This is a genomic window from Halobellus litoreus, from assembly GCF_024464595.1.
GTDB lineage: Archaea > Halobacteriota > Halobacteria > Halobacteriales > Haloferacaceae > Haloquadratum > Haloquadratum litoreum.
In genome coordinates this window covers 861,895-888,668 of sequence record NZ_JANHAW010000002.1, presented here as the reverse complement: position 1 = coordinate 888,668, position 26,774 = coordinate 861,895, and the positions used below count along the sequence as shown (strand labels likewise).

Below are 26,774 nucleotides of genomic sequence, written 5' to 3'. Positions count from 1 at the left end.
GGCAGTACACTTTGGAAGTTCGAATCGTTGCTGAGCAGGCCATCGAAACGACTCTTCGATAGCCCAAAGCGCTATATCGACTTCGCGTGGAGTAGTCCCTCGTTGCTGGCAACCCGTCTCTCCTCTATATCGGATCCAGACGTGTTATTCCGAGTTCCGTAGCCTCGGAAGTGGTCTAAGCAGTCGGCCTAGTTCTCTGAATGAGTTAGAGGGGCCGAGCCGATCTGGGAGCACACCTCAAGAATCGCATATCCGAGGAAATAGTCCCGGGCGGATTCGAACCGCCGTCATGGGCTCCAAAGGCCCATATGATTGGCCACTACACCACGGGACTGCACGTGCTACTCGCAGCGGAGTCTTTGAAAACCCATCGGGTTACGATGGCCCGCACGTGATCGGTATCGGTCCGCTATTCGGCGGCCGACCCGTCGCTAACTGTCGGACGCCGATCCCCGTGCGGCCCCGTCGATCCCCTCGATTCGACCGAGAATCCGCCACAGTTTGGACAGACGTGATACTGTACGTCGTACGTCGACTCGCAGCCCAGACAGACGTACGGACGCCGTCGCTCCGTCGCCTTCGTCCGCTCTTGGGGTCCCAATCCCGCGAGCGCGAGAAGGCGGTCGATCGCCGCTGTCCCATCCATACGGTTCCGTACGATGGAAGCGACTTGAAGATGTGGGCTTTGGTTCTGCACGGAGCGAGACGGGATGTCGTCGCCCCTCGCGACGGTCGGTCAGCAAGCGATCTGTCGCCGATACTCGGCGCAGCGGTAGCCCGTCTTCGCGCACGCGATCGCACGCCGGCGTGCGATCGGCTGTGTACGCAGCTGCAACCGTGGCTCGAGGTACGGCAGTCAGTATCAGTCCGCGTGCTGCTCCTCGGTGTCGACGGTCTCGGTCGGGACGTCGAGGTGACAGCACGCGTCGGTCTCCGGATCGAAACAGTCCGGGCACTCCGAACTCCGGTCGATGATCGTGTCGAGTCGCTCGGCGACCAGGTCGTCGATGACCGGTTCGAGTTCGCGGGCTTCCGCGCGGAACTCCTCGACCGAGAGCACGTTCGAGAGGAAGCGTTCGATGATGCAGTACGTCTGGAGGGCGTCGCGGGCGCGGACGATCCCCTCGTCGGTGAGGGCGACGCCCTTGTACTTCTCGTGCTCTGCGAGCCCCCGCGATTCGAGTTTCCCGATCATCTCGTTCGCGCTCGCGGGACTCACGCCCAGACGGTCCGCGAGCGCCCCGGTCGAGGCGGGACCGTTCTCCATCTGCTGGAGGAGGTAGATCGCCTTCACGTACTGGTCGGCCGTGTTCATCTCCGTCCTCCGTGGTTCGTCGTGTGTCGTCTCATTGGCGGTCGTTCATAACTTTCGTCACTTCCTCGACGCCCTCGGCTTCTTCCTCGCGGATCTCGACGAGGGTGTCGATGAGTCGGTCGCGATCGATCCCGAACGTGGCCTCCGACGCCCGGAGCGCACCGATGAGATCGTCGTAGAACTTGTACGCCGTCTCCTCGTTACAGAGCTGATCGTAGAGGATGTCGTCGAAGTCCTCCGGTTCGGTTCCTCCGTACTGGGCCTGGACGAGCGCCTCGATCTCGTCGAACGGAATGCTCTCGGCGTCGAGTTCGTCGACGAGCGCTTCGAGCCGCTCGCGGTGTTCGGCCGACTCGGACGCGGCGTGCTCTAAGAGCGTCTCGATCTCCGAGTCGAGTTTCGGGGCGTCGTCGAGGGACTGGTAGTGGTGGTACGAACGGGCCTCCACCACTTCCTCCAGCACGATTCCGATCTGGAGGAGGCGCGCGAGCTGGTGATCGGAGGTCACCTGGTGACCCACGCTCACGGTCGTCCCTCCCGGTTCGCGGGCGACACGCGGTTCATACTGTAGCGGTGGGTAGTGACGGACTTAAGCGGTTCCCTCGCGCGCGAGCCGGTTCGGAAACCGTTTTGCCGCCTCGGCGGCGAATTGTGGTATGCTGTACGACGCGGCCGACGACCCCGCACGCCTGACGCCGACGGAACTCCGCGAGGCGTACGAAGCACAACTCAGAGCCGTCGTGGCCGACCGCGGCGTCGCAGCCGTCGCGGCCGACACTGACGTCGACGCCGACCTCCTCGAATCGCTCGCCGACGGATCCGTGCCGCAGTTTCGCGTCGAGGACGCCGCGGCGGTGCTCGCGCTCGACGAGAGTCGGCCCGACGCGGAGGCGATCGTCTTGGAACTCCGCGATCACCTCCTGATGGCGATGACGACCGGCGTCGTCGACGTCGATACGATCGCCTCGAACGTCGATCTGGACCTCTCCGGACAGGAGATCCAGCAGGCGCTGGAGGGCCGGACGGCGATGACGCTCGCCCAGCTCGCGGCGATCCAGCAGTACCTCGCCGAACGCAACGACCGCTGATGTCCCGAGTCGTCATCGTCGGCTGCGGCTACGTCGGCCTCGAACTCGGCCGACGGCTCCGCGAGGCCGACCACGACGTGACCGGCGTCCGCCGCTCTGACGAGGGACTCGACGCCGTCGCCGCCGCCGGCCTCGACGCACAGCGCGCCGACGCCGCCGACCCCGACACGCTGTCCGCGCTTCCGGACGCCGACTGGGTCGTCTTCGCCGCCAGTTCCGGCGGTCGCGGCGCCGACGCCGCCCGCCGGGTCTACGTCGAGGGGCTCCGGAACGTAATCGAGGCGTACGGCGGCCGCTCGTCGCCGCCGGACCGCCTCGTCTACACCTCCTCGACCGGCGTCTACGGCGACCACGACGGCGACTTCGTCGACGAGGAGACGCCGGTCGACCCCACGACGGAGAAGACTCGCGTGCTCGCCGAAGCCGAGCGTGTCGCCCGCGAAGAGGCGGCCGCCGCCGGCATCGACGGCACGGTGACACGCTTCGCGGGGCTGTACGGCCCGAACCGCTATCGGCTCGACCGCTATCTCGAGGGACCGGTCACCGAGGGCTATCTGAATATGGTCCACCGCGACGACGCCGCCGGCGCGGTCGCGTTCCTCCTCGAATCGGATCTCGCCCGCGACGACGTCGTCCTCGTCGTCGACGACGAGCCGGTCGACAAGTGGACGTTCGCCGACTGGCTGGCCGCGGAGTGCGACGTGCCGTCCCCGCCGAAGCGGACGATCGACGAGCGCCTGTCCGATCCGGACCTCTCGGCGGCGGCGCGCCGCCGCCTCCAGACCAGCAAGCGCTGTTCGAACGACCGTCTGCGGTCGCTCGGCTACGAGTTCGCCTATCCGACCTATCGCGACGGCTACCGGGCGGCGATCGAGGCCTATCGCTCGGGTGCGGACGCGGCGTCGATCTGAGTGGCACCCGCCGTCGCCGACGGCTCGCGGTCCGTCTGCTTCCGGAAAACTGACCGAGCGGCCGCTCCCAGCGGCGGGGTCTGATCCCCGCTCGCACCGACGCGGCTGAGCCGTCACAGTCGCTCGCACCGACGCGGCCGAGCCGTCACCGTCCGCGAAGTGAGTACGACTCATCGCTATCCGTCTCTCGTCCGCGGTTGCCTGCACTACACCCCGCCGATCGTGTCAACAGTCGGAATAGACGAGGGAATCTTCTTGGGTGTGCATCTTGAGGCGAAAGGTATGGGCAGCGCGCGCTCCGGAGCGGCACAGAGCCTCCCCCCGGAGCTACTCGACCGCGTCCGATCGCTCGTGATGGCCTATCCGGCCGTCGCGGCCACTATCGTCGTCGCGGTCCTCGCGACTGTCGTCGGCCTGTACGCCCTTCGCCGGTTCGAACGGCCGATGGGGACGCGTTTTCTGGAGAAACTGAAGGACATCGACGAAGTCGCGGTGCTGCTCCATCCGAACCCGGATCCGGACGCGATGGCGACGGGCATCGCCGTCGCAAGCCTCGCAGAGCAGGTCGGGACTGACCCGACGGTCCAGTTCGCCGGGCAAGTCCGTCACCAGGAGAACCGCGCCTTCGAGACGGTGCTGGAACTCGACATCGAACAGATCGATCACGTCAGCGACGTCGCCGCCGAACACGTCGTCCTCGTCGATCACAACCGTCCGCGGGGGTTCGCCGGGTCCGACAGTGTGCTCCCTTTCGCGGTCGTCGATCACCACCCCGGCGACGGCACCGGCGAGGTGTTCACCGACGTCCGAACCGATTACGGGGCGACCGCCAGCATCGTCGCCGAGTACTTCGAGAACGTGGGGGCAAAGCCCGTTCCCTCGGCGAAACACGCCAGCGAGGTGGACGCGCCCTACACCGTCCCATCGACCGTCGCGACCGGACTCCTGTACGGGATCTTGACCGACACGAAGCGGCTGACTTCGGGGTGCTCGGCCGCCGACTTCCAGGCCGCCGGGTTCCTGTACCCCGGCGTCGACGAGGAACGACTGGATCGGATCGCGAACCCGGCGGTGTCCAGAGAAGTGCTCGAATTGAAGGCGCGGGCGATCGCCGGCCGCGACGTCCGCGGCCCGTTCGCCGTCAGCGACGTCGGCCGCGTCTCGAACGTCGACGCCATCCCGCAGGCGGCGGACGAACTCGTCCAACTGGAGGGCGTCACCGCGGTCGTGGTCCTCGGCGAGTGCAACGGCGTCGTCCACCTCTCCGGTCGGTCTCGCGACGACCGGGTGCATATGGGGCGGACGCTCGATTCGGCGATGTCGGACGTCCAGGACGGATCTGCGGGCGGACACGCGCGGATGGGCGGCGGCCAACTCCCCCTGAACGACGGCGCGATCCGGACCGAGTTCGGCGGGACGCTCTCCCGGGAGGACCTCGCCGAACGACTCTTCGAGTCGATGTCCGGCGAGGTGTGACCCGGTGCCGGTCGAGTCCACGCTCTGTCCGCACCGATCCGACGCCCGTTTATCTCCGTAGGGCCTACTTCGGGTATGGCGACGAGTCAGGGGACCTGGGGCTACCGCGAACGCTTCGGCGACGCCTTCGCGCGCACCTACTTCCGTCGGTTCGGACCGGGCGTCGTGTCCAGCATCGGTCTCGGGACGTACCTCGGAACGCCGACCGACGCGGTCGACGAGGGCTACCGCGAATCGATCGTCGAAGCGCTCTCGGCGGGCGTCAACGTCGTCGACACGGCGATCAACTACCGGCACCAGCGGAGCGAGCGCCTCGTCGGCGAAGCGCTCGACGCCGCAGACGTCGATCGCGAGGAAGTCGTCGTCGCCACGAAAGGCGGGTTCGTCCCGTTCGACGGCGCTCGACCCGACGACCCGGCCGCGTACGTCCGGTCGGAGTTCGTCGATTCCGGCCTCGTCGCTCCGGACGACCTCGCGCGCGGGAGCCACGCGATCGCGCCCGACTTCATCGAGGCGATGCTCGATCGGTCCCTGTCGAACCTCGCAGTCGACGCGGTCGACTGCTACTACGTCCACAACCCCGAGACGCAACTGCAGGCCCGAAGCCGAGAGGCGGTCTACGACGCGCTGGAGGCGGCCTTCGAGCGCCTGGAACGCAGACGGGCCGCCGGCGACGTCGGCGGCTACGGCGTCGCGACCTGGGAGGCGTTTCGCGTGCCCCGGTCGCACGACGCCTACCTCTCGCTCCCCGAGGTCGTTTCCCGCGCCGAGTCTGCCGCCGAGACGGTCGGCGTCGACGACTGCGGCCTCATCGCCGTTCAGTTACCGTTCAACGTCGCGATGGCCGACGCGTTCACCGTGGCAGCGCACCGACACCCCGAGGAGGACAGAGACGTCAGCGCGCTCGAGTACGCCCAGTCTGCCGGCCTCGACGTCGTCGCGAGCGCGACGCTCGCCCAGGGCGACCTCGCAGCGTCGATTCCGGCGGCGGTCGACGCGGAGTTACGGGGGGAGACGCCGGCGCAGCGGGCGATCAACTTCGCGCGGAGCGCGCCGGGCGTCACGACCGCGCTCGTCGGAACGAGTTCCCCGGCACACGTCCCAGAGAACGTCGCCGCCGGGACGTTCGAGCCATTGGGTGCGCGGGCGTTCGACGCCGTCTTCGAATAACTGCGTCGCGTGCGGTGTCGCCTGATCGCTGTCGGCCGCCCCCGATCGTGGTTTCGCCTCGATTAACGGACTCTCCGGCCGAGCTGATTCTCCGGACTACCGGAGCTCTTTCCACTCGCGCTCGCAGTTTGCGCACCGCCGAACCGTGTACACTTCGTCGGGATCGTTCTCGGTGTTCAGCGTCTCCCCGCACTCGGCGCAGTTTAGCCGCCCGTACGTGTCTTTCTCTAATTCCCCGTCCCGTAGGCCCTTCCGGGTCGTCTTCATAACCACCTCGTCCCTTGGGCCCGCAGGGTAAAAAGACCGGTATGTAGACCCGTTTCAGACCGCAACAATTGAACGCTCCGACGGTCAAGTCCATCCGTGTCTCGGGGCCGACTCTTCGGTACGCTCTGTTCGATGATCTTCCTGGTCAACCTCGCGAGGGTCGTCTTCGCGCCGCTGCTCCAGGAGTTCATCGTGGTGTTTCAGATCGGCGAGGGGACTGCCGGCCTGATCGCGACGGCGGCGTGGCTGGGCAGCGCGCTGTTGCGCGTCCCGACCGGGTGGATCCTCACGCGGGTCCCCCGCCACCGAGTCATTCTGGTGACGGGTGGGCTCCTCGCCGGCGCGGCGACGTTCACCGCCGGCGCGACGTCGGTCGCGATGGTCGCCGTCGGCGCGCTGTTGATGGGTCTGGCCTCCGGCATCTACTTCGTCGCGGCGAACCCGCTCGTCAGCGAACTCTACCCGGAGCGCGTCGGCTGGGCGCTGGGCGTCCACGGGATGTCGAGCCAGGTGGCGGCCGTCGCGGCCGCGCCGCTGGTGACGCTCGTCCTCACCGTGTTCGTCGACTGGCGGCTCGTGTTCGTCGCCGTCGCCGTCGCCGCCGCCGCCGTCACGCTCGCGCTGTTCTCCGCGGCCCGGTCGACCGACCTCCCCGACGCCGGCGCCGACGACAGAGACCTGATCGGCGCGATCCGTGCCGAATGGCGGGTCGTGGGACTCAGCGTCGCCGTCGTGGGCACGACCGGATTCGTCTGGCAGGGGCTGTTCAACTTCTACGAGCTGTATATGAGCACGAAGGGGCTCTCCGACACGACCGCGAGGAACCTTCTCACGGTGATCTTCGCCGCCGGAGTGCCGGCGTTCTTCGTGTCGGGCCGGCTGGCAGACACGCTGCCCCGGGTTCCGTACATCCTCTCGATCGTCGGCTCCTTCACCGTCTGCGTCCTCGTCTTGACGGTCACGTCCGGTCTCGTGCCGCTGATCGTCCTGACGGCGCTGATCGGGTACGTGCTCCACAGCCTGTTCCCGGCGATCGACACGTACCTGCTCGATACGCTCCCCGACGGGACGCGAGCGAGCGCGTACGCGTGGTACTCCGGCGGGATGATGGTCGTCCAGGCCACCGGCTCCTCGGCCGTCGGCGCGCTCCGCGAAACGGGGCTGGCGTACGACCGCATCTTCTCGCGGCTGGCGCTTGGACTCGCCGTCGTCGTCGTCGGCCTCCTCGTCCTCCAGCGCAGCGGTCGGTTGCCACAGTCGGCGACCCGCGAGTGACGGAGCCAGTCGCGTCGGCGATCACGCGTGGCGAACAGTCGGCACGCCGCTCGCGACGGGGGTCCCCCAGCGACGCCGTCGGCTTCCGCACCGCCGACCGCGTCGCCGCCGTCGCTCCCCGCGTCGACGTGCCGAGCAACCGCGGCCCGACGCGGGGTGGCTCTCAGATCACAGGGTCGCTGGCCGCGGGTTCGTATATAAACTCACGTACCGGCGGCGATGACCTCCGCTCGGTATCGGCGCCGAGCGGCGCGTGGTCTCGACCGCCGGAACCCCCGCGCTTTTGCTCGTCCCGCCCTGAGGGGACTTCGATGGAGTACGTGCAAACGCGTGTAGCGACGCTCCACGACCTCTCGGACCCGCTGCCGGCCGCGCCGACGGACCGCACGGCGGTCGTCGTCCCGATGACGGAGCGCGAGTACGAGACCGACGCCGCGAACCGCGTGCTACGCGTCCTCGAGGGCCTCGAGCCGGCGCGCGTCGTCGTGCCGCTCCGCGCCGCGCCGGATCGAGTCGGTCCCGTTCGTGAGTGGCTCTCGGGGTACGACCTCGCCCTGGACCTGCTGTGGTGTGACGGGCCGCGAGTCGCGTCGCTCCTCTCGGAGGCCGGTCTCGACGGCGGCCGCGGCAAGGGACGCGACGTGTGGCTGGGACTCGGGCGGGCCACCGAGGAGGAGTTCGTCGTCGTCCACGACGCCGACACGACGACGTACGACGAGTCGTTCGTCCGCCGGCTGCTGTTCCCGCTCACGCGAGGCTACGACTTCTCGAAGGGGTACTACGCTCGCGTCGAGGACGACTCCCTCTACGGGCGGCTCTTCCGTCTCTTCTACGTTCCGCTCGTCAGGGCTCTGGTCGACGAACACCCGGAACCGTACCTCGCGTACCTCGACGCGTTCCGGTACGCGCTCGCCGGCGAGTTCGCCGCGACCGCCGAGATGGCGCGCCGGATCCAGACGCCCCGAAAGTGGGGGCTCGAGGTCGGGACGCTCGGCGACGCGTTCGACGTCGCCGGGTTCGAGGGGACGGCCCAGGTCGACCTCGGCCGCTACGAACACGACCACCGAACCGTCGAGGGCTCGGCCGGGCTCTCGGATATGAGCCGATCGGTCGGCGAGACGCTCCTGCGGACCGTCGGCGAGCACGGGATCGAGCCGGATTTCGCGACGCTCCCGAGGCGCTACCGGGAGACGGCGAACACGCTGGTGGATCAGTACGCACTCGACGCCGCGTTCAACGACTTCCGGTTCGATCGCGATCACGAACTGTCTCAAGTGTCGCAGTACGCCGCCGCTGTCGCGGAACCGTCCGGGGCCGACGACCGACTCCCCGCCTGGGAGGACGCGCCGCTCTCCGCGGACGCGGTGGTCGCGGCGGCCGAAGCGGACGCCGACGAGGCGGCCGACGCGGGCCGCACCGGCGTCGCAGCCGCCGATGCGACGGGGTTCGGAGAGTGACGACCGCACTCCAGTCGGACCAACTGGCCGGCGTCGTCGATCTCTTCGGCGCGCTCACCCCGGCGGAACTCGAACGCGCGCTGGAAGAGTTGGCGTTCAAGCAGGGCTCGGAAGTCGACGAATCGGGGCTCGCGACCGCTATCGAGGACGCGGTGGCGTCCTACGCGCTGGTTCGGTACGACCGGGAGGGAACCACGCTCTTGGTGCCCGGCCCAGCGGCGTTCCCGACTCTCCCGGAGAACGCCGAAGACCTGCCGCACATCCTCGAAATCCGGGAGCGGGACGTCGACCGCGAGGCCGCCGCACGAGCGGTCGCCGAGCGGCTCAGAACCGAGGCCGCACGCGCGGTCGCCGAGGGGGACGAGTCCGCGATGCGACGGCTCCTGGACGTGACGTACGACATCGCCGTCTGGTCGGACGCGGTCGACGTCGACGACCTCCGGGCGCGACTCGACGACGAACTGGACGCGTAACTGCGGTCGACCCGGAGGGCCCGAATCCTTCACGAATCCTCAGCAGACAGTATAAGCCTCCCGGGGTCCTACGTCTCTCCGAGTATGGATCTCTCGGGGGTGTCGGGACACGCGGCGGACGCGGTCGACGACGCGGGTCAGCAGGCGGCGGTCCTCGCGCCGATCCTCTATCGGGACGGCGAGGAGTACGTCCTGTTCACGCGGCGCGCGGACCACCTGGGCGAACACCCCGGCCAGATGAGCTTCCCCGGCGGGTCGCGGGAGCCGGCGGACGCGGATCTGCGCGCCACGGCGCTCAGGGAAGCCGACGAAGAGATCGGACTCCGCGCCACCGAGACGAGCGTCGTCGGTCGACTCGACGACATCCGGACGGTCACCGACTACTCGGTGCGGCCGTTCGTCGCCGAGGTACCGGACCGCTCGTACGACCCCGACGAGCGCGAGGTCGCCGAGGTCGTCGCGCTCTCGGTCGCGGAGCTGACAGACCTCGACAACTACGAGTCCGAGCGCCGCGAACATCCCACGTACGGCCCGCGCCGCATCCACTTCTTCCACGTCGACGGCTACACCGTCTGGGGCGCGACCGGCGTGATGCTGCTGCAGTTGCTCGAACTGACGACCGGGTGGACGGCGCCCGAGGAGCCGGACCGCGTCGTCGACCCTGACGCGGAGCTGCCGGTCTGAGTGGGTTGCGGGGCTGAGAGCGTATACGGACGAGAGTGATTACGCGTCCAAGACGTCGACAGAACCAAGCCTGACAGCGGCCGGGTCCCTCACGCCTCGACGTCGCCGCCGCGTTTGGGGATCTCCACCTGTAGCGTCCCGGCCTCGGTGACCGTCGCGGTGGCACTTTCGGGGTCGACGGCGACGCCCTCGGGAAGCGGCGCTGCGCCGTCCAGAGACAGTCCGCGGCCGGGGAAGCGCATCTCGAAGCCCTCGTGGAAGGTTCGGAACCGGTCGATCGTGACGCGGACCTCGCGGTCGACGAAGCGGACCTGCACGTCCTTGCGACGGATGCCGGGCGCGTCGAAGACGACGAGGTACGCGTCGTCGCTCTCCAGGAGGTCGTACGGCAGCGGCGTCCGTTCCTGCACCCGGGCGACGCCGCGTCCGACGCGTTCGAGCGCGTTCTCGGCGATCGACTCGCCGAGTTCTTTCAGCCGTTCGGGGGCGTCGCCGCCGTCGAGTCGTTCGAAGCCGCTCATAGTTCGATCGCCTCCAGAGAGTCGCCCTCACGGCAGTACGGGCAGACGAAGTCTGCGACGCCGACGCTGTCGGGCATATCGTACGTGTAGTGAAGCTCGAACATATCGAGTTCGCACTCGTCGTTTGCGCATCGAACTTCGAGCGTCGTTGGCATATCTCCGGGTTGGCCCGCCACGGTGATAAGCGCGCGGGCTCGGAAGCGCCCGGTGGCTGTCACCCGCCGTAAGCTACGTTTCGAGCCGTCGCCGCGTGATCTACGCTTCGAGTCCCAGGCCCGCGGTCTCGATGGCGTCGTCGACGTCGGCGTCGTCGTGGATGATCGCGCTGACGGCGCGCGTGATCGCCTCCGGGTCGTCGTGCTGGAAGATCGACCGCCCCATCGACACGCCGGCCGCACCGGCGTCCATCGCGCCGCGGACCATCTTCGCGGTCTCCAGGTCGGTTCCGCGGCTGCCGCCCGCGATGACGACCGGCAGGCGGGTCGCCTCGCAGACGCGCTCGAAGGAGCCGGCGTCGCCGGAGTAGGCGGTCTTCACGACGTCCGCGCCCAACTCCTCGGCGATTCGGACGGCGTGCGAGAGGCTCCCGGCGTCGTGTTCGTCGACGCCCGGCCCGCGCGCGTAGCTCATCGCGAGCACCGGGACGCCGAGTCGGTGCGCCGTCTCGGTCAACTCGCCGAGTTCGGTCAGCTGATCCGGTTCGTGGTCGCTACCGACGTTGATGTGGAACGACACCGCGTCCGCGCCGGCGCGGAGCGCCGCCTCGACCGAGCCGGTCCGCCGCTTGTCCTCCTCGTCGGGGCCGATGACGGTCGAGCCGTTGAGGTGGACGATGTAGCCCTTCCCGTTCTTGTTCGGGTGGACGCGCGGGGCGACGCCCTTCTGCGTGAGGACGGCGTCCGCGCCGCCGCGCGTGATCGAGTCGACCGTCGATTCGAGGTCGACGAGGCCCTTTACGGCCCCCAGTGTGATGCCGTGGTCCATCGGGACGACGAGGTATCGCCCCCCTGTCGAGACGCGGTCGAGCCGCGCCGAGAGTCCTGCGTTCATCGTGTGAGAGACTGTGGCAACCGTCGGTTATTTGCCTTCCGCTTGGGGCACACGTTGTTCGTACCCGCGGAGGGCACCCTGCTTCAGCTCACGGGCCTTCGATTCGAGGCGCGCAGCGACCTCCTCGACCGGGTCGCCCGCCTCCGCGCCCTCGGCGACGATGTCCACGAGCGCGCTCCCGACGATGATGCCGTCCGCGCCCGCCCCGACGATCCGCTCGGCGTGCTCGCCGGTCTTGATCCCGAAGCCGACGGCCTTCGGCACGTCGTAGCCGGCGAGGCGTTCGAGGCTCTCCTCGGTCTGCCCGGAGACGTCCTCCTGCGCGCCGGTGACGCCCAGGCGGGCCTGCACGTAGACGTAGCCGGACACCTGCGACATGATCCGCTCCAGTCGGTCGCCGCGAGTCGTCGGCGCGACGATGAACACGAGGTCGAGGCCGAACTCGTCGCAGGCCTCCCGGAGCGGGTCGGCCTCCTCGGCGGGGAGGTCGGGGACGACGAAGCCCGACAGGCCGACCTCGGCCGCGCGCTCGACGAACGGTCGGGGCCCGTGTTCGGCTCCGTATTGATAGATCAGATTGTAGTACGTCATACACACTAACGGCACGTCGACCGAGAGGTCCTCAACGAACTCGAAGAACCGGTCAGGCGTCATCCCGCCCTCCAGCGAGCGCACGACGGCGCTCTGGATCGTCGGGCCCTCAGCGATCGGTTCCGAGAAGGGCAGGCCGAGTTCGATGACGTCCGCGCCGCCGCGTTCGAGCGCCTCGACGTACTCGAGGGAGGACTCGTAGTCGGGGTCGCCGGCGGCGAGGTAGGGGACGAACGCTGGGCCGTCGGCGAAGGCGGCGTCGAGGTCGGAGTCGCGAACGGGATCAGACGCCATCTCAGATCCCCCCCGAGAACTCTGCGAGCGACGGCGCGGCTTCGATGTCGCGCTTCTCGGTCTCCTCGATGACGGTTTCGAGGTCCTTGTCGCCGCGACCGGAGACGTTCACCACCACGACGTCGCCGAGTTCCTCGTAGTGCTCTTCGAGGTAGCCGAACGCGTGCGCCGTTTCGAGCGCGGGGATGATCCCCTCCAACTGCGAGAGCCGGTGGAACGCTTCCAGCGCCGCGTCGTCGTCGACGTTGACCGCATCCACCCTTCGGTCGTCGACGAGGCGGGCGAGTTCGGGACCGACGCCCGCGTAGTCGAGGCCGGCGGAGACGCTGTGGCTCTCCATAATCTGCCCGTCAGAGTCCTGGAGGATCTTCGTCCGTGCGCCGTGGAGGACGCCCTCCTCGCCCGTCGACAGCGACGCCGAGTTGGGCGCGACGCCCGCTTCCTCGTCGACTTCGAGGGTCGAGCCCCCGGCCTCGACGGCGTACAGCCCCACCGACTCGTCGTCGACGAAGTTCGCGAACGTGCCCATCGTGTTCGACCCGCCACCGGCGCAGGCGAGCACCGAGTCGGGCAGCCCGCCGGTCTTCTCCCGTAGCTGTCGTCGGGCCTCCTCGGAGATCACGGCCTGGAAGTCCCTGACCATCGCGGGGAAGGGGTGGGGGCCGACGACCGAGCCGATGACGTAGTGGGTGTCCTCGACGTTCGTTGCCCAGTCGCGCATCGTCTCCGAGATGGCCTCCTTCAGCGTGCCGCGGCCGGTGGTGACGGGGTTCACCGCCGAGCCGTTGAGCCGCATCCGGAAGACGTTGGGTCGCTGGCGGTTGATGTCGCGTTCGCCCATGTAGATCTCACACGGCATATCCAGGTGCGCGGCCGCCATCGCCGTCGCGGTGCCGTGCTGGCCCGCGCCGGTCTCGGCGACGATGCGCTCCTTGCCCATGTACTTCGCCAGGAGGACCTGTCCGAGCGCGTTGTTGAGTTTGTGCGCGCCGCCGTGCAGGAGGTCCTCGCGCTTGAGGTAGATGTCGCGGTCGTACCGCTCGGAGAGCCGCTCGGCGTGCTGGGTCGGCGTCGGTCGCCCGCCGAAATCCCGAAGTCGGCTCCGGAACTCGTCCATAAAGCCGTCCTCGTTCTCTAAGACGTACCGCTCGTAGGCGTCCGTCAGCTCCTCGATCGCCGGCATCAACGCCTCCGGCACGTACTGTCCGCCGTACTCGCCGAACTTCCCGTCCGCGTACTGTTGTGTCATTGGGTAGACTCCGTGTTCCTCGGTGTCGTATCTGTCGGCTCGGTGCTCGTCCGCGTCGCCTCGCTCGCGTCTCCGCCCGCCCTGCTCGCCCGTGCTGCGTCGACCGTCGTCAGCCGCTCGGTGTTGGCCTCGACGTCGCCGTCCATAATGGCCGTCCCGATCAGGAGCGCGTCCGCGCCCGCCGCGCGCATCCGGCGGACGTCTCCGACGCTCGTGATCCCGCTCTCGGCGAGGAGCGTCACCTCCTCGGGAACGTGCGGTGCGAGCCGCTCGAAGGTACCGAGGTCGACCTCCAACTTCCCCAGATCGCGGTTGTTCACGCCGATAATCTCCGCGCCGACGTCGAGGGCGCGCTCCAGCTCCGCGCGTGTGTGTACTTCGACGAGCGGCTGAAAGCCGCGCTCGCGGGCCGCCTCGTACAGCGTCGCGAGCGAGTCCGTCCCCTCCTCGTCGAGGAAGCGCGCGATCAGCAGGAGAAGGTCCGACTCGATGGCGTCGAGTTGCGCCTCGCGCACGACGAAGTCCTTCCGGAGTACCGGGACGTCGACGGCGTCGCGGACGCGACGCAGGTTCTCCGCCGAGCCCCCGAAGTGCTCGGGTTCGGTCAGCACAGACAGCGCCGTCGCGCCGCCGTCGACCATCTCCGTGGCGAGTTCTACGGGGTCGTCGGTCCGTTCGCCCTCGGTCGTCGGGCTCGTCGGCTTGACCTCGGCCACGACGGGGACGCGTCCAGCTGCCGCCGTCGCTGCGACCGCATCGGGGAAGGACCGGGCGTCGACGTCGAGTCGTCGCTCACCGCCGGAACGCTCCCGCGCCGTCGCGAGTATCGACCGCACCGCCGGAGCAAGTTTGTCCTCACTAGCGTTCATCTATGTTCATTAACGGACTCTTTTGCACATAAGGTTTGCGAGTCAGTCGTCCCGCGGATCCCCTGAATGAGCCGCGCGCGGCCACCCGACTCGTAAGCCACCGGAGCGACGAACCGTCAAACGACATATATTTGGATATGTGAACCCTGATGTTTATATTTGAACGGGCGACGTTCTCTTTATATGCATACTCAGGAAGCGACTGTCGCACAGTCGCACGTATGAGACGGACCGTTGGGGAAATTGACACGTTCCAGCGGTCTGATGCGACGCTGGTCCTGCACGTCGACGACGAGCCCTCCCTGACTTCGGTCGTCGCGGACTACCTCGAGGCCCTCGACGACGAAATGAGGGTCATCTCCGCCCAGAGCGCCGACGTGGGTTTGGAACGCCTCTCGGCGGAACCGATCGACTGCGTGGTCAGCGACTACGATATGCCCGGGAAGGACGGCCTCGAATTCCTGGAGGCGGTCCGCGAACGCTACCCGAACCTGCCGTTCCTCCTCTTCACCGGGCACGGGAGCGAGGAGGTCGCCTCGCGGGCGATCAAGGCCGACGTCACCGACTACCTCCGGAAGGACGGATCCGAGAGCTACGAACTGCTGCACGCCCGCGTCCGCAACGCGGTGTCGCACACCCGTGCGGAGCACCGGGCGCGGCTCGCGCGCGACCAGCTCCACGACATTTTCGAACACATCAACGGCTTCCTGGCGGTCGACGACGACTGGACCGTGACGTACTGGAACGAGTGGTTGGCTCGGCGCACCGGCTACGACCCCGTCGACACCGTCGGCGAACCGCTCTGGGAGGCCTATCCCGAGATCGCCGATACCGACGTCCAGGCGGTGCTCGAACACGTCCGCTCGTCCGGCGAGACCGTCGAGCGGGAGCTGTTCCTGGATGCCGAGGACGCCTGGATCGAACTCCACGCCTACCCGGTCTCCGTCGGGTTGTTCATTCAGCTCCGGGACATCACGCAGAAGCGCGAGCGGATCCGCGAGTTGGAACGCCGGAACCAACGCCTCGAATCGGTCGCTCGGACCCTCTCACACGACCTCCAGAACCCGATGAACGTCGCCGAGGGACGGCTGGAACTGGTCGAAGAGACCGGCGAGCTATCCCATCTGGAAGACGTGGCCCGCGCGCACAACCAGATGCAGAACCTCATCAACGAGCTGCTCCGACTGGCGCGCGCGGAGGACATCGACGCGACCGAGGTGGACTTCCGAGAGGTCGTCGACGAAGCGTGGTCGTACTCGGACACCGGGGAGATGGAACTGGAGGCCGATATCGAGGCGGGCACGCTCGTGTTGGCCGACGCCGGCCAGTTCCAGCGGCTCTTCGAGAACCTCTTCGAGAACGCGCACGGACACGGCGACGCCGCCACCGTCTGGGTCGGCCGCCTCGACGGGGGGTTCTACGTGGCTGACGACGGCAGCGGGATCCCAGCCACCGACGAGGACCTCTTCGAGTCCGGGGTCACGACGGCCGCGGAGGGAACGGGGTACGGACTGGCGATCGTCCAGCAGATCGCCCACGAGCACGACTGGGAGGTCGAGATGTCGGACTCGGTCGCCGGCGGCGTGCGCTTCGAGGTCACGGGCGTTACGTTCCGCTGACGCTCACGGGCGTCACGCTGACGCCGCCGGAGGCACGTCGGTGACCCCGCCGCACCCCGGGACGCTGAGTATCGCCAGCCGGTTCCGTCCGGCCGTCTGCGTACCCGTTCTCGATACGCCGACCGTCATCGACAACTGTATGGCAACTGTTAACTCGGAGTACTTCGGTCGTGTCCATATGTTTGGTCGGACCCCACTTCTATGACCTCATTCGAGTTTCCGTCCGCCGTCGACGACGCCCGTGAATTCTTGGATTTCGCACAGGTACTGGTGGTGGCTCTCGACGCCGACGGCCGCATCGAATTCGTGAACCGCGAGACGTGCTCGGTGCTCGGCTACGAGGAGGACGAACTGGTCGGGCGGGACTGGTTCGAGGCCTGCATTCCCGCGTCCGTCAGCGACGAGGTCCGTGCGACGTTCGATCGAGTGATGTCGGGCGCGGTCGAGCCCGACCCGGCCGAGACGTACGAGAATCCGGTGCTGACGAAAGACGGCGACGAACGCGTCGTCGAGTGGCGAAACACGCCCCTCCGGGACGACGACGGCGAGATCGCCGGCACGCTGAGTTCGGGTCGGGACGTCACGCGCCGGAAGACGCAGACGCGCGCGCTGTCGCGGAACCGGCGTCGCTATCGGACGCTCGTCGAACAGTTCCCGAACGGGCTGGTCACGCTCTTCGACGAGGACCTCCGCTACCGAATCGTCGGCGGCGACGGCTTCGACCGGGTCGAACGCTCGCCGTCGGACCTCGAGGGCGAACGCCTCCAAAACGCGTTCGGTCCCGAGCACGTCAGCGACCTGGAACCGCGCTACCGCCGGGCGCTGGCGGGCGAACCGAGCGTGACCGAGCAGACGCTCGACGGGCGGGTCTTCCGAATCCGCGTCGTCCCGGTTTACGACGGCGGCGAGGTCGTCGCCGGAATGACGATGTCGCAGGACGTCACCGAGCAGCGTGAGACCGAACGCGAACTCGAGGCCACGAAGCGGCGCTACCGGACGTTACTGGCGGCGGCACCGAATCCGATCTTCGTCGCCGACGCGGAGACGGGCGAGATCGTCGAGGCGAACGAGGCCGCCGCGGACCTCTACGGCCGGCCCCGAGCGGAGATCGTCGGTCTCCACCAGTCCGACCTCCACCCCGACGACGACGCCGCCGCGTACCGCGACGTGTTCGAGCGCCACGTCGAGCACGGCGGCACGATGCGACAGCTCCCCGACGGGTCGCAGCTCTATCTGGACCCTGCGGACGGTGAGCGTGTCCCGGTCGAAATCGACGTCTCCACCGTCGAACTCGACGATACCACGGTCATCTACGGGATATTCCGCGATATCACGGCGCAACTCGCGTACGAACGGTCCCTGGCCGGCCTCAACCGCGCGGCCCAGGAGCTGTTCGAGGCGCGGACGACCCAGGCGATCGACGAACGGATCGTCGAGACCGTCACCGAAGTCCTCGACATCCCGCTCGTCGTCGCGTACCGCTTCGACGACGTCGACGGCGTCCTCCGCCCGACCGAGTGTCACGCTCCCGGTGGGATCGACGGACTCCCGAGTGACCTCGGCGACGTCGGTCCCGACGGCGGACCGCTCTGGGACGCGTTCGTCACCGGCGAAACGGGCGTCGAAAACGACGTCGGCGCGGACGGAAGCCTCCTCGACGGCGAGACGCCGATCCGGAGTCAGTTGGTCGTCCCGATCGAGAACCACGGCGTCGTGGCCGTCGGCGACGTTCGATCCGACCGGTTCGACGGGCGAACCGTCGATCTGGTGGAGATTCTGATGGCGACCGCCGAGTCGGCGCTCGAACGGACCGAGCGGGAGCAGGAACTCCAGCGACGCGAGCACAAACTTGAGTTGCGGACCCGCCAACTGGAGCGCGCCGAAGCCATCAACACGCAGATCCGGAGCGTCGCCCGCGCGATCGTCGATTCGGAGACGCGCAGCGAGATCGACGAGGCGGTCTGTTCGCACCTGGTCGAGGCCGACCCGATCGCGTTCGCGTGGATCGGCGGCGTCGACCCCGTCGACGAGGCGGTCGAACCGCGGGCCTGGGCGGGGTCGAACGAGCGGTACCTCGAACAGTTCGACGGGTCGCTCACGGACGCTGAGACGGCCGAACCGGCCGTTCGAGCGGTCCAGAACCACGAGCGGGTGATCGTCTCGAACACGGCCCGGGAGGTGACGAACGCGCCGTGGCGGCGGTCAGCCCTCGAGAGCGGATTCCAGTCGGCGATGAGCGTTCCGCTCCTCTACCGAGGCTCGCTTCAGGGCGTATTCACCGTCTACGCCACGGCGTCCGCCGCGTTCGACGAGACGCTTCGGGAGGTCCTGTCCGAACTCGGAGACCTCGTCGCGCACGCGCTCGTGTCGATCGACCGCAAGCAGGCGTTGCTCTCGACTCAGCTGATCGAACTGGAGTTCGATATCACCGACCGCTCGTGTTTCTTCCTGCGGTTCCCGCGGGACGTCGGCTGCCGGATCGAACTCGAGGGAACGATCACCCAGTCCGACGATTCGACGCTGGTCTTCGCCCGGGTCCACGACGCCGACCCGGAGACGCTCCTGGACCGTGCCGAGCAGGCCCCGGAGGTTCGGAACGCTCGGTTGATCGAGAGCAACGAGGGCTCGGTCATCCAGATCCGGTTCACCAGCCAGTTCATCGGCTCGTACCTCGCGGAGCACGGCATCACGCTCCGGGACATCACCGCCGACGGCGGGGGGTGTCGCGTCACGGCTACCATTCCGACCTCCTACGACGTCCGGCGTGCGGTCGACGCCGTCACCACTCGCTACGCCGACTCCACGCTGCGCGCCAAGCGCGATCGGACCTCGGACGGGACCTCACGGACGTTCAGCCGCGACGTCCTCGACCGGCTCACGCCGCGACAGCAGGAGGTGCTCGAACTCGCGTACCACAGCGGGTACTTCGACTCGCCGAAGGGATCGACGGGGAGCGACCTGTCGGACGTTCTCGACATCTCGAGTTCGGCGTTCCACGCGCACGTCCGGAGGGCCGAGCGGAAACTGCTGGACGCCACGTTCGAGCACGCCGACGAGACGTAGCCGCGTCCGACCCGGGCCGTCGGTCGCCCATCGGCCACCGTCGTGTGAGCCGGATACCGTGGCCACCGTCGCGTGGGCCGGACACCGTGGCCCGCGCGCGTCACCTGTCAAGGTTCAAGACCGGGGATCCACAACGGGCGGGTATGGACGTCGGGATCTTCGCCCGCGAGTCGGAGCGACTGGGTCGAGCGGTCGAGATCGGCATCGCGAGCGGCCGCGTCGTCGGCGTGTCGTTCCCCGAGACCGTCCCGGCCGATGCAGGTGCGGAGCATCCGGTTCTCGACCGCGTCTTCGCCTACCTCGACGGCGAGGCCGACCACCTCGCCGACGTCGAGATCGGACTCACGGTGCCCACGGAGCACCGCCGTGTGCTGGAGGCCGCGCGGAACGTTCCCCACGGCGAGACGGTGTCGCTCGACCGCGTGATCCGAATGGCCGGTCTCGACCCCGACGAGTCCGCGGACGTCGAAACCGCCCGCACCGCGCTCGCGGAGAACCCGGTGCCGCTCGTGGTTCCGGACCACCGCGTCCGCGACGCGCCGGGCGGTGCACCGGCGTCGGTGGCGGAGCGCCTGCGGGAGATCGAATCCGAGTGATGGCGGGCGTGCGACGGGGGTCCGCGGACGAGACGACCTCGGAACTCACCGCCACCGCAGCAGAAAGTACCCCACGAACCCCACGACGAAGAAGACGGTCGAGGCCAGCGCGGCGATGCCGAATCCGGGCAGCAGCGCGAGCAGCTGCGCGAGGCCGGCAAGCACGAGCGCCGCGGCCGTGACGTAGACGACGCGCACGTCGTCCGACGGCGAGCGGTTCGCGTAGACTACATACCCGAAGTAGCCGGCGACGACGGCGAACCCGAGGTCGGCGGCCGTCGTCACGACCGGGTTGTCGACGACGAGCGACGCCAGCAGCAACACGAGATAGCCGATGAGCACCGACTGGAGTATCGTCTGCGTGCGACGTTCCATACCGGGAGAGCGCGCCCAAGGAACAAAAACGGTCGGGGCGGATGGCCGGCTCACGCCGTCTCGCGCGGCCACTCGACGTCCAGGCCCTCGTGGACGACGAACTCCAGCGCGTTCACGAGGTAGTGGGCGACGAAGACGACGAGCAGGCTCCCAGTCGCGACGAACGCCGCCGCGAGAACGAACCCGAGCGCGCCGGTGACGAGGATTCCGATCCGCCCCTGCGCGCCGTGGCCGACGCCGAACGCGACCGAAGACAGGAGCGCCAAGACCCACGGCGAGACGTCGTAGCCGGCCGCGAGAACGCCGACGAGCGCGCCGCGGAACAGCAACTCCTCGAACCCGGCGATCACGGGTAGGACGACGAACAGCAGCGCGGCCCACCCGACCGCGGAGTCGGGGGCGAGCGCGCTCCGCAGTCGGTCGCCCTCGCCGAGGCCGAACCGCGCTCCCGCGGCCGCACCGGCCTCGTTGGCGGCGTAGAGCGCGAGCCCGAGGCCCGCGCCGAGCGCGACGCCCCCGAGCGTGACCGTCTCGGCGGCGACGCCGAACGCCCACGCCGGAATTTCGGCGTACCACGCCCCGGCGAGCAACAGCACGCCGAACAGGCCCTGCGAGAGGGCGACGTTCGCCAGCAGCGACGCCGTCGAGAGCTCGGTCGGTCGCGGCTCACTCGGACCGCTGTCGGGGTGGCCCGGAGCGGGCCGGAACTCGACTCCGGACTTCGGGAGCGTGACGGTCCCGTCGTCGGCGTCGTCGCCCTCGTCGCGACCGAACGCGCCGCTGGTCGGTTCCCCGAGGTCGTCGGCGCTCGGTGACGCGTCCGCGGCGTCGTCTCGCGCGTCCCTGAGGACGCCGCTAGAGGCGTGAGAAAGCAGGAGTAAGCCCGCGGTGACGACGATCGCGAAGCCGGCGAACGCCGCCCACTGGGGTATCGTGCGTTACTGCGGGCTCGGACTGGACGGTCCGGAGACGCCCTCGCCCTGTGACAGCGCCGACCCGGTGATGCTCTTGAGGCGGTCGACGAGCGAGTCCTTCTCGGGTTCGCCCTCGAGGGCGATGTCGAGGACCTCGCTGATGTGTGAGACTGGAATGATCTCGACCATCTCCTCGTACTCCTCTTCGATCATCACGTCCTGGAGGTTCGCCGCGGGGATGATGACCCGGTCGCAGCCGGACTTGGCGGCGGCCTCGATCTTGTGGGTGACCCCGCCGACCGGGAGCACGTCGCCGCGGACCGACAGCGAGCCGGTCATCGCCAGCGACTGGTCCACGCCCATGTTCTCGAGCGCGGAGATCACCGCGGTCGCGACCGTGATCGAGGCGGAGTCGCCGTCGACGCCCTGTTGGCCCGCCTGGACGAACTGGATGTGGATGTCCATCTCCGAGATGTTCTCGTCGGAGAACTTCTTGATGATCGCCGAGACGTTCGAGACCGACTCCTGGGCCATCTCCTTCAACTGTCCGGTGGCGATGACCTCACCGGGCCCCTGCGAGGGGGTGACCTCGGCCATCACGGGGAGCATGATCCCCGAGTCCTCGCCCATCACGGCGAGGCCGTTGACGCGGCCGACCTCGTAGCCCTCCGAGACCTGGAGCTCGTAGTCCTTCCGGCGCTCGATGTAGTCGTCGGCGAGCTGCTGCTCGATCGAGCGGCTGCGGCCCTTCGCCTGCAGCACGTGATCGCGCGTGACGAAGTCGGCGTCGTCCGAGCGGGCGATGTCGCCCGCGACGCGGACCAGACCGCCCAGGTTCCGGAGCTTGAGCGTCAGGTGGCCCTTGCGACCGGCGCGACGCCGCGCCTCGAGGATGACCTCCTCGATGGCCTCCGCGGAGTACTCCGGCAGCCGACCGTCCTTCGCGACCTCCTGGGCCACGAAGCGGGCGTACTTCCGGCGCATCTCGGGGGTGTCCTCGATGGTGTCGTCCATGTACACCTCGTACCCGTAGCCCTTGATCCGCGAGCGCAGGGCGGGGTGCATGTTCTCCATCGCGTCGAGGTTCCCCGCGGCGATCATGATGAAGTCAGTCGGGACGGGCTCGGTCTGGACCATCGCGCCCGAGGAGCGCTCGGACTGGCCCGTGATGTGGAACTCGCCCTCCTGGATCGCCGTCATCAGGTGCTGCTGGCTGCGGATGTCGAGCGTGTTGATCTCGTCGATGAACAGCACGCCCTTGTTCGCCTTGTGGATCGCGCCGGGCTCGACGCGGTCGTGGCTCGGCGTCTCCATCCCGCCGGACTGGAACGGGTCGTGACGGACGTCGCCGAGCAGCGCGCCGGCGTGTGCGCCGGTCGCGTCCTCGAACGGGGCCGTCGTCGTCTCGGCGTTGTTGACGATGAGGTTCGGCACCATCGCGTCGCCGCCGCGAGAGCCGTAGCGGAAGGCGAGGTAGATGACACCGGCTGCGAGGATGCCGAGCAGGATCTGCCCGGCGATGATGAACGAGTAGCCGATGACGATGGCGATGATGATCCACATGAGGAACGAGCGCATCTGGTTGCGCTTTCTCGCCTCCTCCTTGTGGGCCTCGACGATCTGTTCGCCCTTCCCGGCGGGAACGGTCCGCACCTTGGGGTTGTTCCCGTCGTCGGGGTTGTGATAGACGAGGACGTCCTGGAGTTCCTCCGGGGGCAGGAGTTCGGACATCGCCTTCGCCAGCATCGACTTGCCCGTCCCGGGCGAGCCGATCATCATCACGTGCCGCCGCTGCTTGGCGGCCTTCATCACTACGTCGCGGGCGTGCTCCTGGCCGATGACCTGATCGACGAGTCGATCCGGGACGTCGATCTCGCTGGTGGAGTCGATCTTGAGTCCGCCGAGGAGGTCGTCCTCGTCGACGTCCTCTGCGACCTCGGCGTCGACTTCCACGTCGCTCCCGAGGTCGTCGATGGTTCCCTCGACGGCCCCATCCGAGTGGCCGTTCTGGCTCCCGGGTACGTCGCCGCGCTCGTCGGGCCCGACGGGACCGTCGGACGGTTCGTCGGCGACGCCGTCGGTGACCCCGTCACCGCCGTCTGACGGCGGCGACTCTGGCACCTCGTCGGTGACGCCGCCCCCCTCTTCGGGGGCGTTCTCGTCGGCTTCCGTGTCGTTACTCATAGAATTCTTCGCTACTTCTACGGTAGGTCGGGCGACTGATATACTTTCTCCTCGCGTGTGTGCACCCTACATCCGCGAATCGGTCGTCTCAGTCCGTATCGCGCGTATATGTGGGTGCTAACGGATCTCGCGGTATTTATAAACGACGCGACCGACGGAGACGGTATGCGGGGGTTCTACATCGGCCGGTTTCAGCCCTACCACGACGGGCACCACCGGATGGTCGAGGAGATCGCGACCGAGGTCGACGAACTCGTTCTCGGCATCGGATCCGCGGGCGACTCCCACAGCCCGCGGAACCCGTTCACGGCGGGCGAGCGCGTGATGATGGTCACCAAGTCGGTCGCCGACCTCGACGTCACCACGTACGTCGTTCCCATCGAGGACCTCGACCGGAACTCGGTGTGGGTGAGCCACGTCCAGAGCATGTCCCCGGCGTTCGACGTCGCCTACTCGAACAACCCGCTCGTCATCCAACTGTTCTCGGAGGCGGGCGTCGAAGTCCGACAGTCGCCGATGTTCAACCGCGACGTCCTCGAGGGCGCGGAACTCCGCGCGCGGATGATCCGCGACGCGCAGTGGCGGCACCTGGTCCCCGACCCCGTCGTGGACGTCGTCGAGGAGATCGGCGGCATCGAGCGCATCCAGCGCGTCAGCGACACCGATACAAACGGCGACGATACCGACGACCCCGAGTGAGGACGCGGAATGATAACCCTCGCCTCCGACTTCGGCTCGCCGTATCCGGCCGCGATGAAGGGCGTCGTCCTCCGGCGGTCCGACGCACGCCTCGTCGACGTCGCCCACGACCTCCCCCGACAGGACGTCCGCGCGGCGGCCTTCTGGTGCCGCGAGACGCTCCCGTACTTTCCCCCCGCCGTGCACCTCGTCGTCGTCGACCCGGGCGTCGGGACCGAGCGCGACGCGCTCGTCGTCCGCGTCGGCGACCACGCGCTCGTCGCCCCCGACAACGGCGTTGCGCTGCCGGCCGCCCGCAGGATCGCCGCCGAAGTGTGCGAGGCCGTCCCCGACGTCGAGTGCTTCAGATACGACTACGACGACCCGGCCTCGTCGACGTTCCACGGCCGTGACGTCTTCGCCCCCGCCGCCGCCGACGTGCACGAGGTCGGCGTCGGCGCGCTCGAATCGCTCGACGCCGTCTCGCCGATCGAGTCCGTCCCGCCCGACGGGTCACCCGACTCGGTCGTCGACTGCCGCTTCCCCGAGCCGACGGTTGATCCCGACGCCGCGACGGCCCGCGGCGAGGTGCTCGTCGTCGACGACTTCGGGAACGCCATCACGAACGTTCCGGGATCGTTTCTGGACGGACGGGACGGCGACACCGTCGACGTGAACGGGGTCTCCGCGGCGGTCGCGACCGCCTTCGCGGCCGTCGACACGGGCGAACGCCTCGTGACCGTCGGCAGCCACGGCTTCGTCGAGTGCGACGTCAACCGCGGGCGCGGCGACGAGGCGTTCGACCTCGCCCCCGGCGACGAGGTCGTCCTCGTCGGGTGAGGATCGGAACATCCGGATGCCGCGGTCGCTCGGCGTCGCCCTCAGTTCGCCGCGATGACGTCGTCGATGCGGACGATCATCGTCGCCGCCTCCGTCGCGGCGGTGATCGCCTCGCGCTTCACGGCCGCGGGGTCGAGCACGCCCGCCTCGACCGGGTCACCGATCGCGCCGGTGCGACCCTCCGAGATGATGCCGGCGACGCCCTCGCGGTCGAACGTCGAGCGGAGTTCGACGACGGCGTCGATGGGGTCCATCCCGGTGTTCGTCGCGAGCGTGCGCGGGAGCGCCTCGACGGCGTCGGCGAACGCTTCGACGGCGAGTTGCTTTCGGCCCCGGACCCCGCCCGCGTGCGAGCGGACGTACTCGGCGATAGCGACCTCGGTCGCGCCCGCGCCGGGGACGACGCCGCCGGAATCGATCGCGGCGACGGTCACGTCCACGGCGTCGGTGATCGCGCGTTCGAGTTCGTCGACGACGTGTTCGGTGCCGCCGCGGAGCAGGAGCGTGACGGTCTTCGCCGCGTCGCCGCCCTCGACGAAGGTGAGTTCGTCCTCGCCGAAGCGCCGGATCGAGATCCGTTCGGCGCGACCGAAGTCCGCGGCGTCGAGGTCCTTCACGTCGCCGAGTTGCTTCGCGCCCGTCGCGCGGGCGACAGCCTTCGCGTCGGAGGATTTCACGCTGTCGAACGCGAGGATCCCGTGTCGCGCGAGGCGGTCCGCGACGCGGTCGGCGATCGACTTCGTACAGAACAGGACGTCGACCCCCGCGTCGGCGAGCGCGTCAGCGTACCCAGCGAGTTCGGCCTCCTCGGCCTCGATGGCCGCTTCGAGCTGGTCCACCGAGGAGATGGTGTACTCGGCGTCGGACTCCCCCTCGCGGATGTCGAGTTTCGTCGTGAAGACCGCGACCGTCGCGTCCTCGACTGTCCGGGGCATCCCCTCGCGGACGCGCTCCTCGTCGACGACGACGCCCTCGACCAGCTCTGTCGCCGAGGACGACGCGCCGGTCCGCGTGAGTACGCGGACGTCGTCGTGATCGAACCGCCCGCTTCCGTCGTGGACCGCGCGAACGGCGTCGACGACGTGTCCCGCGAGGACGTCGGCGGTGACGTCGCCGGTCCCCTTCCCCGTCATCGACGACTCCGCGACCGACCGCAGGAGGTCGTCGTCGAGTGCGGCGTCGAGCACCTGCTCGTCGATCGCCTCTTGAGCCAGCCGCGCGGCCTCGTGGTAGCCCTCGACGATCACCGTCGGGTGCAGGTCGTCGTCGAGCAGGTCCTCCGCGTAGGTGAGCAGTTCGCCGGTCAGTACAGACGCCGTCGTGGTGCCGTCGCCGACGCTCTCCTCCTGGGTCTGGGCGACCTCGACGATCATCTGCGCGGCGGGGTGCTCGATGTCCATCTCCGCCAAGATGGTCGCGCCGTCGTTGGTGACCACGACGTTGCCCTGCGAGTCCACCAGCATCTTGTCCATCCCGCGCGGGCCGAGCGTCGTTCGGACCGCGCTCGCGACGGCTTTGCCCGCTCGGATGTTCGAACTCTGGGCGTCGCCGCCGCTGGTCCGCTGGCTGTCACTCGAAAGAACGTACAGTGGTTGCATACGTGTCGACATATCTATGAATCCTCGGCGGGTGAGTACGATTGCAGTTCTATATATAGATAGCGTTTGTAGCGGTTCAAACGGCCTCTACTTTTCTCTAAGTCTCTTTCGAGTCTTCGACGGAATGGCAAGATACAGTCTCGCGTTCGATTCGTTCGGAATTCGTATGGTTTCTGCTCCGTTGAGAACCGGCGCGTTCCAGCGAGCCGTCTCGCTC

The 26,774-nt window shown here is 68.3% G+C and carries 28 protein-coding genes and 1 tRNA gene; 14 read left to right on the top strand and 15 right to left on the bottom strand.

Annotated elements, in window-relative coordinates; genetic code table 11:
- Nucleotides 1-261: 261 nt before the first annotated feature.
- The 4 genes from NO360_RS12060 to NO360_RS12045 all read right to left on the bottom strand — a co-directional run bounded on the left by NO360_RS12060 (nt 262) and on the right by NO360_RS12045 (nt 1,841).
- A tRNA-Gln gene (locus tag NO360_RS12060) sits at nt 262-334 on the bottom strand.
- A gap of 75 nt (nt 335-409) precedes the next feature.
- The gene (locus tag NO360_RS12055) at nt 410-646 is read right to left on the bottom strand and encodes a hypothetical protein (protein ID WP_256308053.1); all 237 of its coding nucleotides are present in this window, start codon (nt 644-646) and stop codon (nt 410-412) included.
- A gap of 216 nt (nt 647-862) precedes the next feature.
- Complete coding sequence (locus NO360_RS12050; protein WP_256308052.1) at nt 863-1,315, bottom strand: metal-dependent transcriptional regulator; 453 nt, start codon at nt 1,313-1,315, stop codon at nt 863-865.
- A gap of 31 nt (nt 1,316-1,346) precedes the next feature.
- A complete protein-coding gene (locus NO360_RS12045; RefSeq protein WP_256308051.1) occupies nt 1,347-1,841 on the bottom strand; it encodes a ferritin-like domain-containing protein in 495 nt (164 codons plus the stop codon).
- 130 nt (nt 1,842-1,971) lie between these two features.
- On the opposite strand from NO360_RS12045, the gene NO360_RS12040 reads away from it, so the two are divergent.
- The 4 genes from NO360_RS12040 (at nt 1,972) to NO360_RS12025 (ending at nt 5,960) form a co-directional block, all read left to right on the top strand.
- Complete coding sequence (locus NO360_RS12040) at nt 1,972-2,403, top strand: DUF5791 family protein (RefSeq protein ID WP_256308050.1); 432 nt, start codon at nt 1,972-1,974, stop codon at nt 2,401-2,403.
- Complete coding sequence (locus NO360_RS12035) at nt 2,403-3,314, top strand: NAD-dependent epimerase/dehydratase family protein (RefSeq protein ID WP_256308049.1); 912 nt, start codon at nt 2,403-2,405, stop codon at nt 3,312-3,314. The genes NO360_RS12040 and NO360_RS12035 overlap by 1 nt, the downstream gene beginning before the upstream one ends.
- 354 nt (nt 3,315-3,668) lie before the next feature.
- Entirely contained in the window at nt 3,669-4,790 is a 1,122-nt protein-coding gene (locus NO360_RS12030; RefSeq protein ID WP_256308531.1) for a DHH family phosphoesterase, read from the top strand.
- A 75-nt stretch (nt 4,791-4,865) separates the two neighbouring features.
- On the top strand, nt 4,866-5,960 hold the full coding sequence (locus NO360_RS12025; RefSeq protein ID WP_256308048.1) for an aldo/keto reductase: 1,095 nt from the start codon (nt 4,866-4,868) through the stop codon (nt 5,958-5,960).
- Between the two features lie 96 nt (nt 5,961-6,056).
- On the opposite strand, the gene NO360_RS12020 is transcribed toward NO360_RS12025, so the two are convergent.
- Nucleotides 6,057-6,227, bottom strand: coding sequence for an HVO_0758 family zinc finger protein (locus NO360_RS12020; RefSeq protein WP_256308047.1), 171 nt, complete (start codon nt 6,225-6,227; stop codon nt 6,057-6,059).
- Nucleotides 6,228-6,359: 132 nt separating this feature from the next.
- On the opposite strand from NO360_RS12020, the gene NO360_RS12015 reads away from it, so the two are divergent.
- From NO360_RS12015 to NO360_RS12000, 4 genes are all read left to right on the top strand, one after another.
- Nucleotides 6,360-7,502 carry an MFS transporter gene (locus tag NO360_RS12015; RefSeq protein ID WP_256308530.1) on the top strand — a complete coding sequence of 381 codons (1,143 nt, stop codon included), beginning with the start codon at nt 6,360-6,362 and terminating at the stop codon, nt 7,500-7,502.
- Between the two features lie 311 nt (nt 7,503-7,813).
- The gene (locus NO360_RS12010; protein ID WP_256308046.1) at nt 7,814-8,959 is read left to right on the top strand and encodes a glycosyltransferase family protein; all 1,146 of its coding nucleotides are present in this window, start codon (nt 7,814-7,816) and stop codon (nt 8,957-8,959) included.
- Entirely contained in the window at nt 8,956-9,432 is a 477-nt protein-coding gene (locus NO360_RS12005) for a DUF7109 family protein (protein ID WP_256308045.1), read from the top strand. The genes NO360_RS12010 and NO360_RS12005 overlap by 4 nt, the downstream gene beginning before the upstream one ends.
- 84 nt (nt 9,433-9,516) lie before the next feature.
- Entirely contained in the window at nt 9,517-10,116 is a 600-nt protein-coding gene (locus tag NO360_RS12000) for an NUDIX hydrolase (RefSeq protein WP_256308044.1), read from the top strand.
- A gap of 89 nt (nt 10,117-10,205) precedes the next feature.
- Here NO360_RS12000 and NO360_RS11995 read toward each other — a convergent pair whose 3' ends face one another.
- The 6 genes from NO360_RS11995 to trpC form a co-directional block, all read right to left on the bottom strand.
- The gene (locus NO360_RS11995; RefSeq protein ID WP_256308043.1) at nt 10,206-10,637 is read right to left on the bottom strand and encodes an Hsp20/alpha crystallin family protein; all 432 of its coding nucleotides are present in this window, start codon (nt 10,635-10,637) and stop codon (nt 10,206-10,208) included.
- Complete coding sequence (locus NO360_RS11990; protein ID WP_256308042.1) at nt 10,634-10,792, bottom strand: DUF7559 family protein; 159 nt, start codon at nt 10,790-10,792, stop codon at nt 10,634-10,636. Before NO360_RS11990 ends, NO360_RS11995 begins: the two co-directional genes overlap by 4 nt.
- A 100-nt stretch (nt 10,793-10,892) precedes the next feature.
- The gene (locus NO360_RS11985) at nt 10,893-11,687 is read right to left on the bottom strand and encodes a 2-amino-3,7-dideoxy-D-threo-hept-6-ulosonate synthase (RefSeq protein ID WP_256308041.1); all 795 of its coding nucleotides are present in this window, start codon (nt 11,685-11,687) and stop codon (nt 10,893-10,895) included.
- 27 nt (nt 11,688-11,714) lie between these two features.
- Complete coding sequence (gene trpA, locus NO360_RS11980; RefSeq protein ID WP_256308040.1) at nt 11,715-12,572, bottom strand: tryptophan synthase subunit alpha; 858 nt, start codon at nt 12,570-12,572, stop codon at nt 11,715-11,717.
- A gap of 1 nt (nt 12,573) precedes the next feature.
- Nucleotides 12,574-13,821, bottom strand: coding sequence for a tryptophan synthase subunit beta (gene trpB, locus NO360_RS11975; RefSeq protein WP_256308039.1), 1,248 nt, complete (start codon nt 13,819-13,821; stop codon nt 12,574-12,576).
- Nucleotides 13,818-14,690 carry an indole-3-glycerol phosphate synthase gene (gene trpC, locus NO360_RS11970; RefSeq protein WP_256308038.1) on the bottom strand — a complete coding sequence of 291 codons (873 nt, stop codon included), beginning with the start codon at nt 14,688-14,690 and terminating at the stop codon, nt 13,818-13,820. The genes trpB and trpC overlap by 4 nt, the downstream gene beginning before the upstream one ends.
- A 221-nt stretch (nt 14,691-14,911) precedes the next feature.
- Between trpC and NO360_RS11965 the strand changes: the two genes are divergently transcribed.
- From NO360_RS11965 to NO360_RS11955, 3 genes are all read left to right on the top strand, one after another.
- Nucleotides 14,912-16,309, top strand: a complete 1,398-nt coding sequence (locus NO360_RS11965) for a response regulator (protein ID WP_256308037.1) — start codon at nt 14,912-14,914, stop codon at nt 16,307-16,309.
- A gap of 201 nt (nt 16,310-16,510) precedes the next feature.
- Nucleotides 16,511-19,372, top strand: coding sequence for a PAS domain S-box protein (locus NO360_RS11960; protein ID WP_256308036.1), 2,862 nt, complete (start codon nt 16,511-16,513; stop codon nt 19,370-19,372).
- Nucleotides 19,373-19,515: 143 nt separating this feature from the next.
- On the top strand, nt 19,516-19,968 hold the full coding sequence (locus tag NO360_RS11955) for an MGMT family protein (protein WP_256308035.1): 453 nt from the start codon (nt 19,516-19,518) through the stop codon (nt 19,966-19,968).
- Between the two features lie 45 nt (nt 19,969-20,013).
- On the opposite strand, the gene NO360_RS11950 is transcribed toward NO360_RS11955, so the two are convergent.
- Both NO360_RS11950 and NO360_RS11945 read right to left on the bottom strand, forming a co-directional pair.
- Complete coding sequence (locus NO360_RS11950) at nt 20,014-20,343, bottom strand: hypothetical protein (protein ID WP_256308034.1); 330 nt, start codon at nt 20,341-20,343, stop codon at nt 20,014-20,016.
- A 50-nt stretch (nt 20,344-20,393) separates the two neighbouring features.
- A complete protein-coding gene (locus NO360_RS11945; protein ID WP_345780196.1) occupies nt 20,394-20,939 on the bottom strand; it encodes a CPBP family intramembrane glutamic endopeptidase in 546 nt (181 codons plus the stop codon).
- A gap of 90 nt (nt 20,940-21,029) precedes the next feature.
- Here NO360_RS11945 and NO360_RS18975 point away from each other — a divergent pair, with 90 nt between their 5' ends.
- Nucleotides 21,030-21,158 (top strand): hypothetical protein, encoded by a 129-nt coding sequence (locus NO360_RS18975; RefSeq protein ID WP_345780195.1) that lies wholly within the window; start codon nt 21,030-21,032, stop codon nt 21,156-21,158.
- Nucleotides 21,159-21,281: 123 nt separating this feature from the next.
- On the opposite strand, the gene lonB is transcribed toward NO360_RS18975, so the two are convergent.
- Nucleotides 21,282-23,441: an ATP-dependent protease LonB gene (gene lonB / locus NO360_RS11940; protein WP_256308033.1), complete on the bottom strand. Its 2,160-nt coding sequence runs from the start codon at nt 23,439-23,441 to the stop codon at nt 21,282-21,284.
- A 165-nt stretch (nt 23,442-23,606) separates the two neighbouring features.
- Between lonB and NO360_RS11935 the strand changes: the two genes are divergently transcribed.
- Both NO360_RS11935 and NO360_RS11930 read left to right on the top strand, forming a co-directional pair.
- Nucleotides 23,607-24,140 (top strand): nicotinamide-nucleotide adenylyltransferase, encoded by a 534-nt coding sequence (locus tag NO360_RS11935; RefSeq protein WP_256308032.1) that lies wholly within the window; start codon nt 23,607-23,609, stop codon nt 24,138-24,140.
- 9 nt (nt 24,141-24,149) lie between these two features.
- Entirely contained in the window at nt 24,150-24,959 is an 810-nt protein-coding gene (locus tag NO360_RS11930; RefSeq protein WP_256308031.1) for an SAM hydrolase/SAM-dependent halogenase family protein, read from the top strand.
- A 41-nt stretch (nt 24,960-25,000) separates the two neighbouring features.
- Here NO360_RS11930 and thsA read toward each other — a convergent pair whose 3' ends face one another.
- The gene (gene thsA / locus NO360_RS11925; RefSeq protein ID WP_256308030.1) at nt 25,001-26,569 is read right to left on the bottom strand and encodes a thermosome subunit alpha; all 1,569 of its coding nucleotides are present in this window, start codon (nt 26,567-26,569) and stop codon (nt 25,001-25,003) included.
- Nucleotides 26,570-26,774 lie beyond the last annotated feature (205 nt).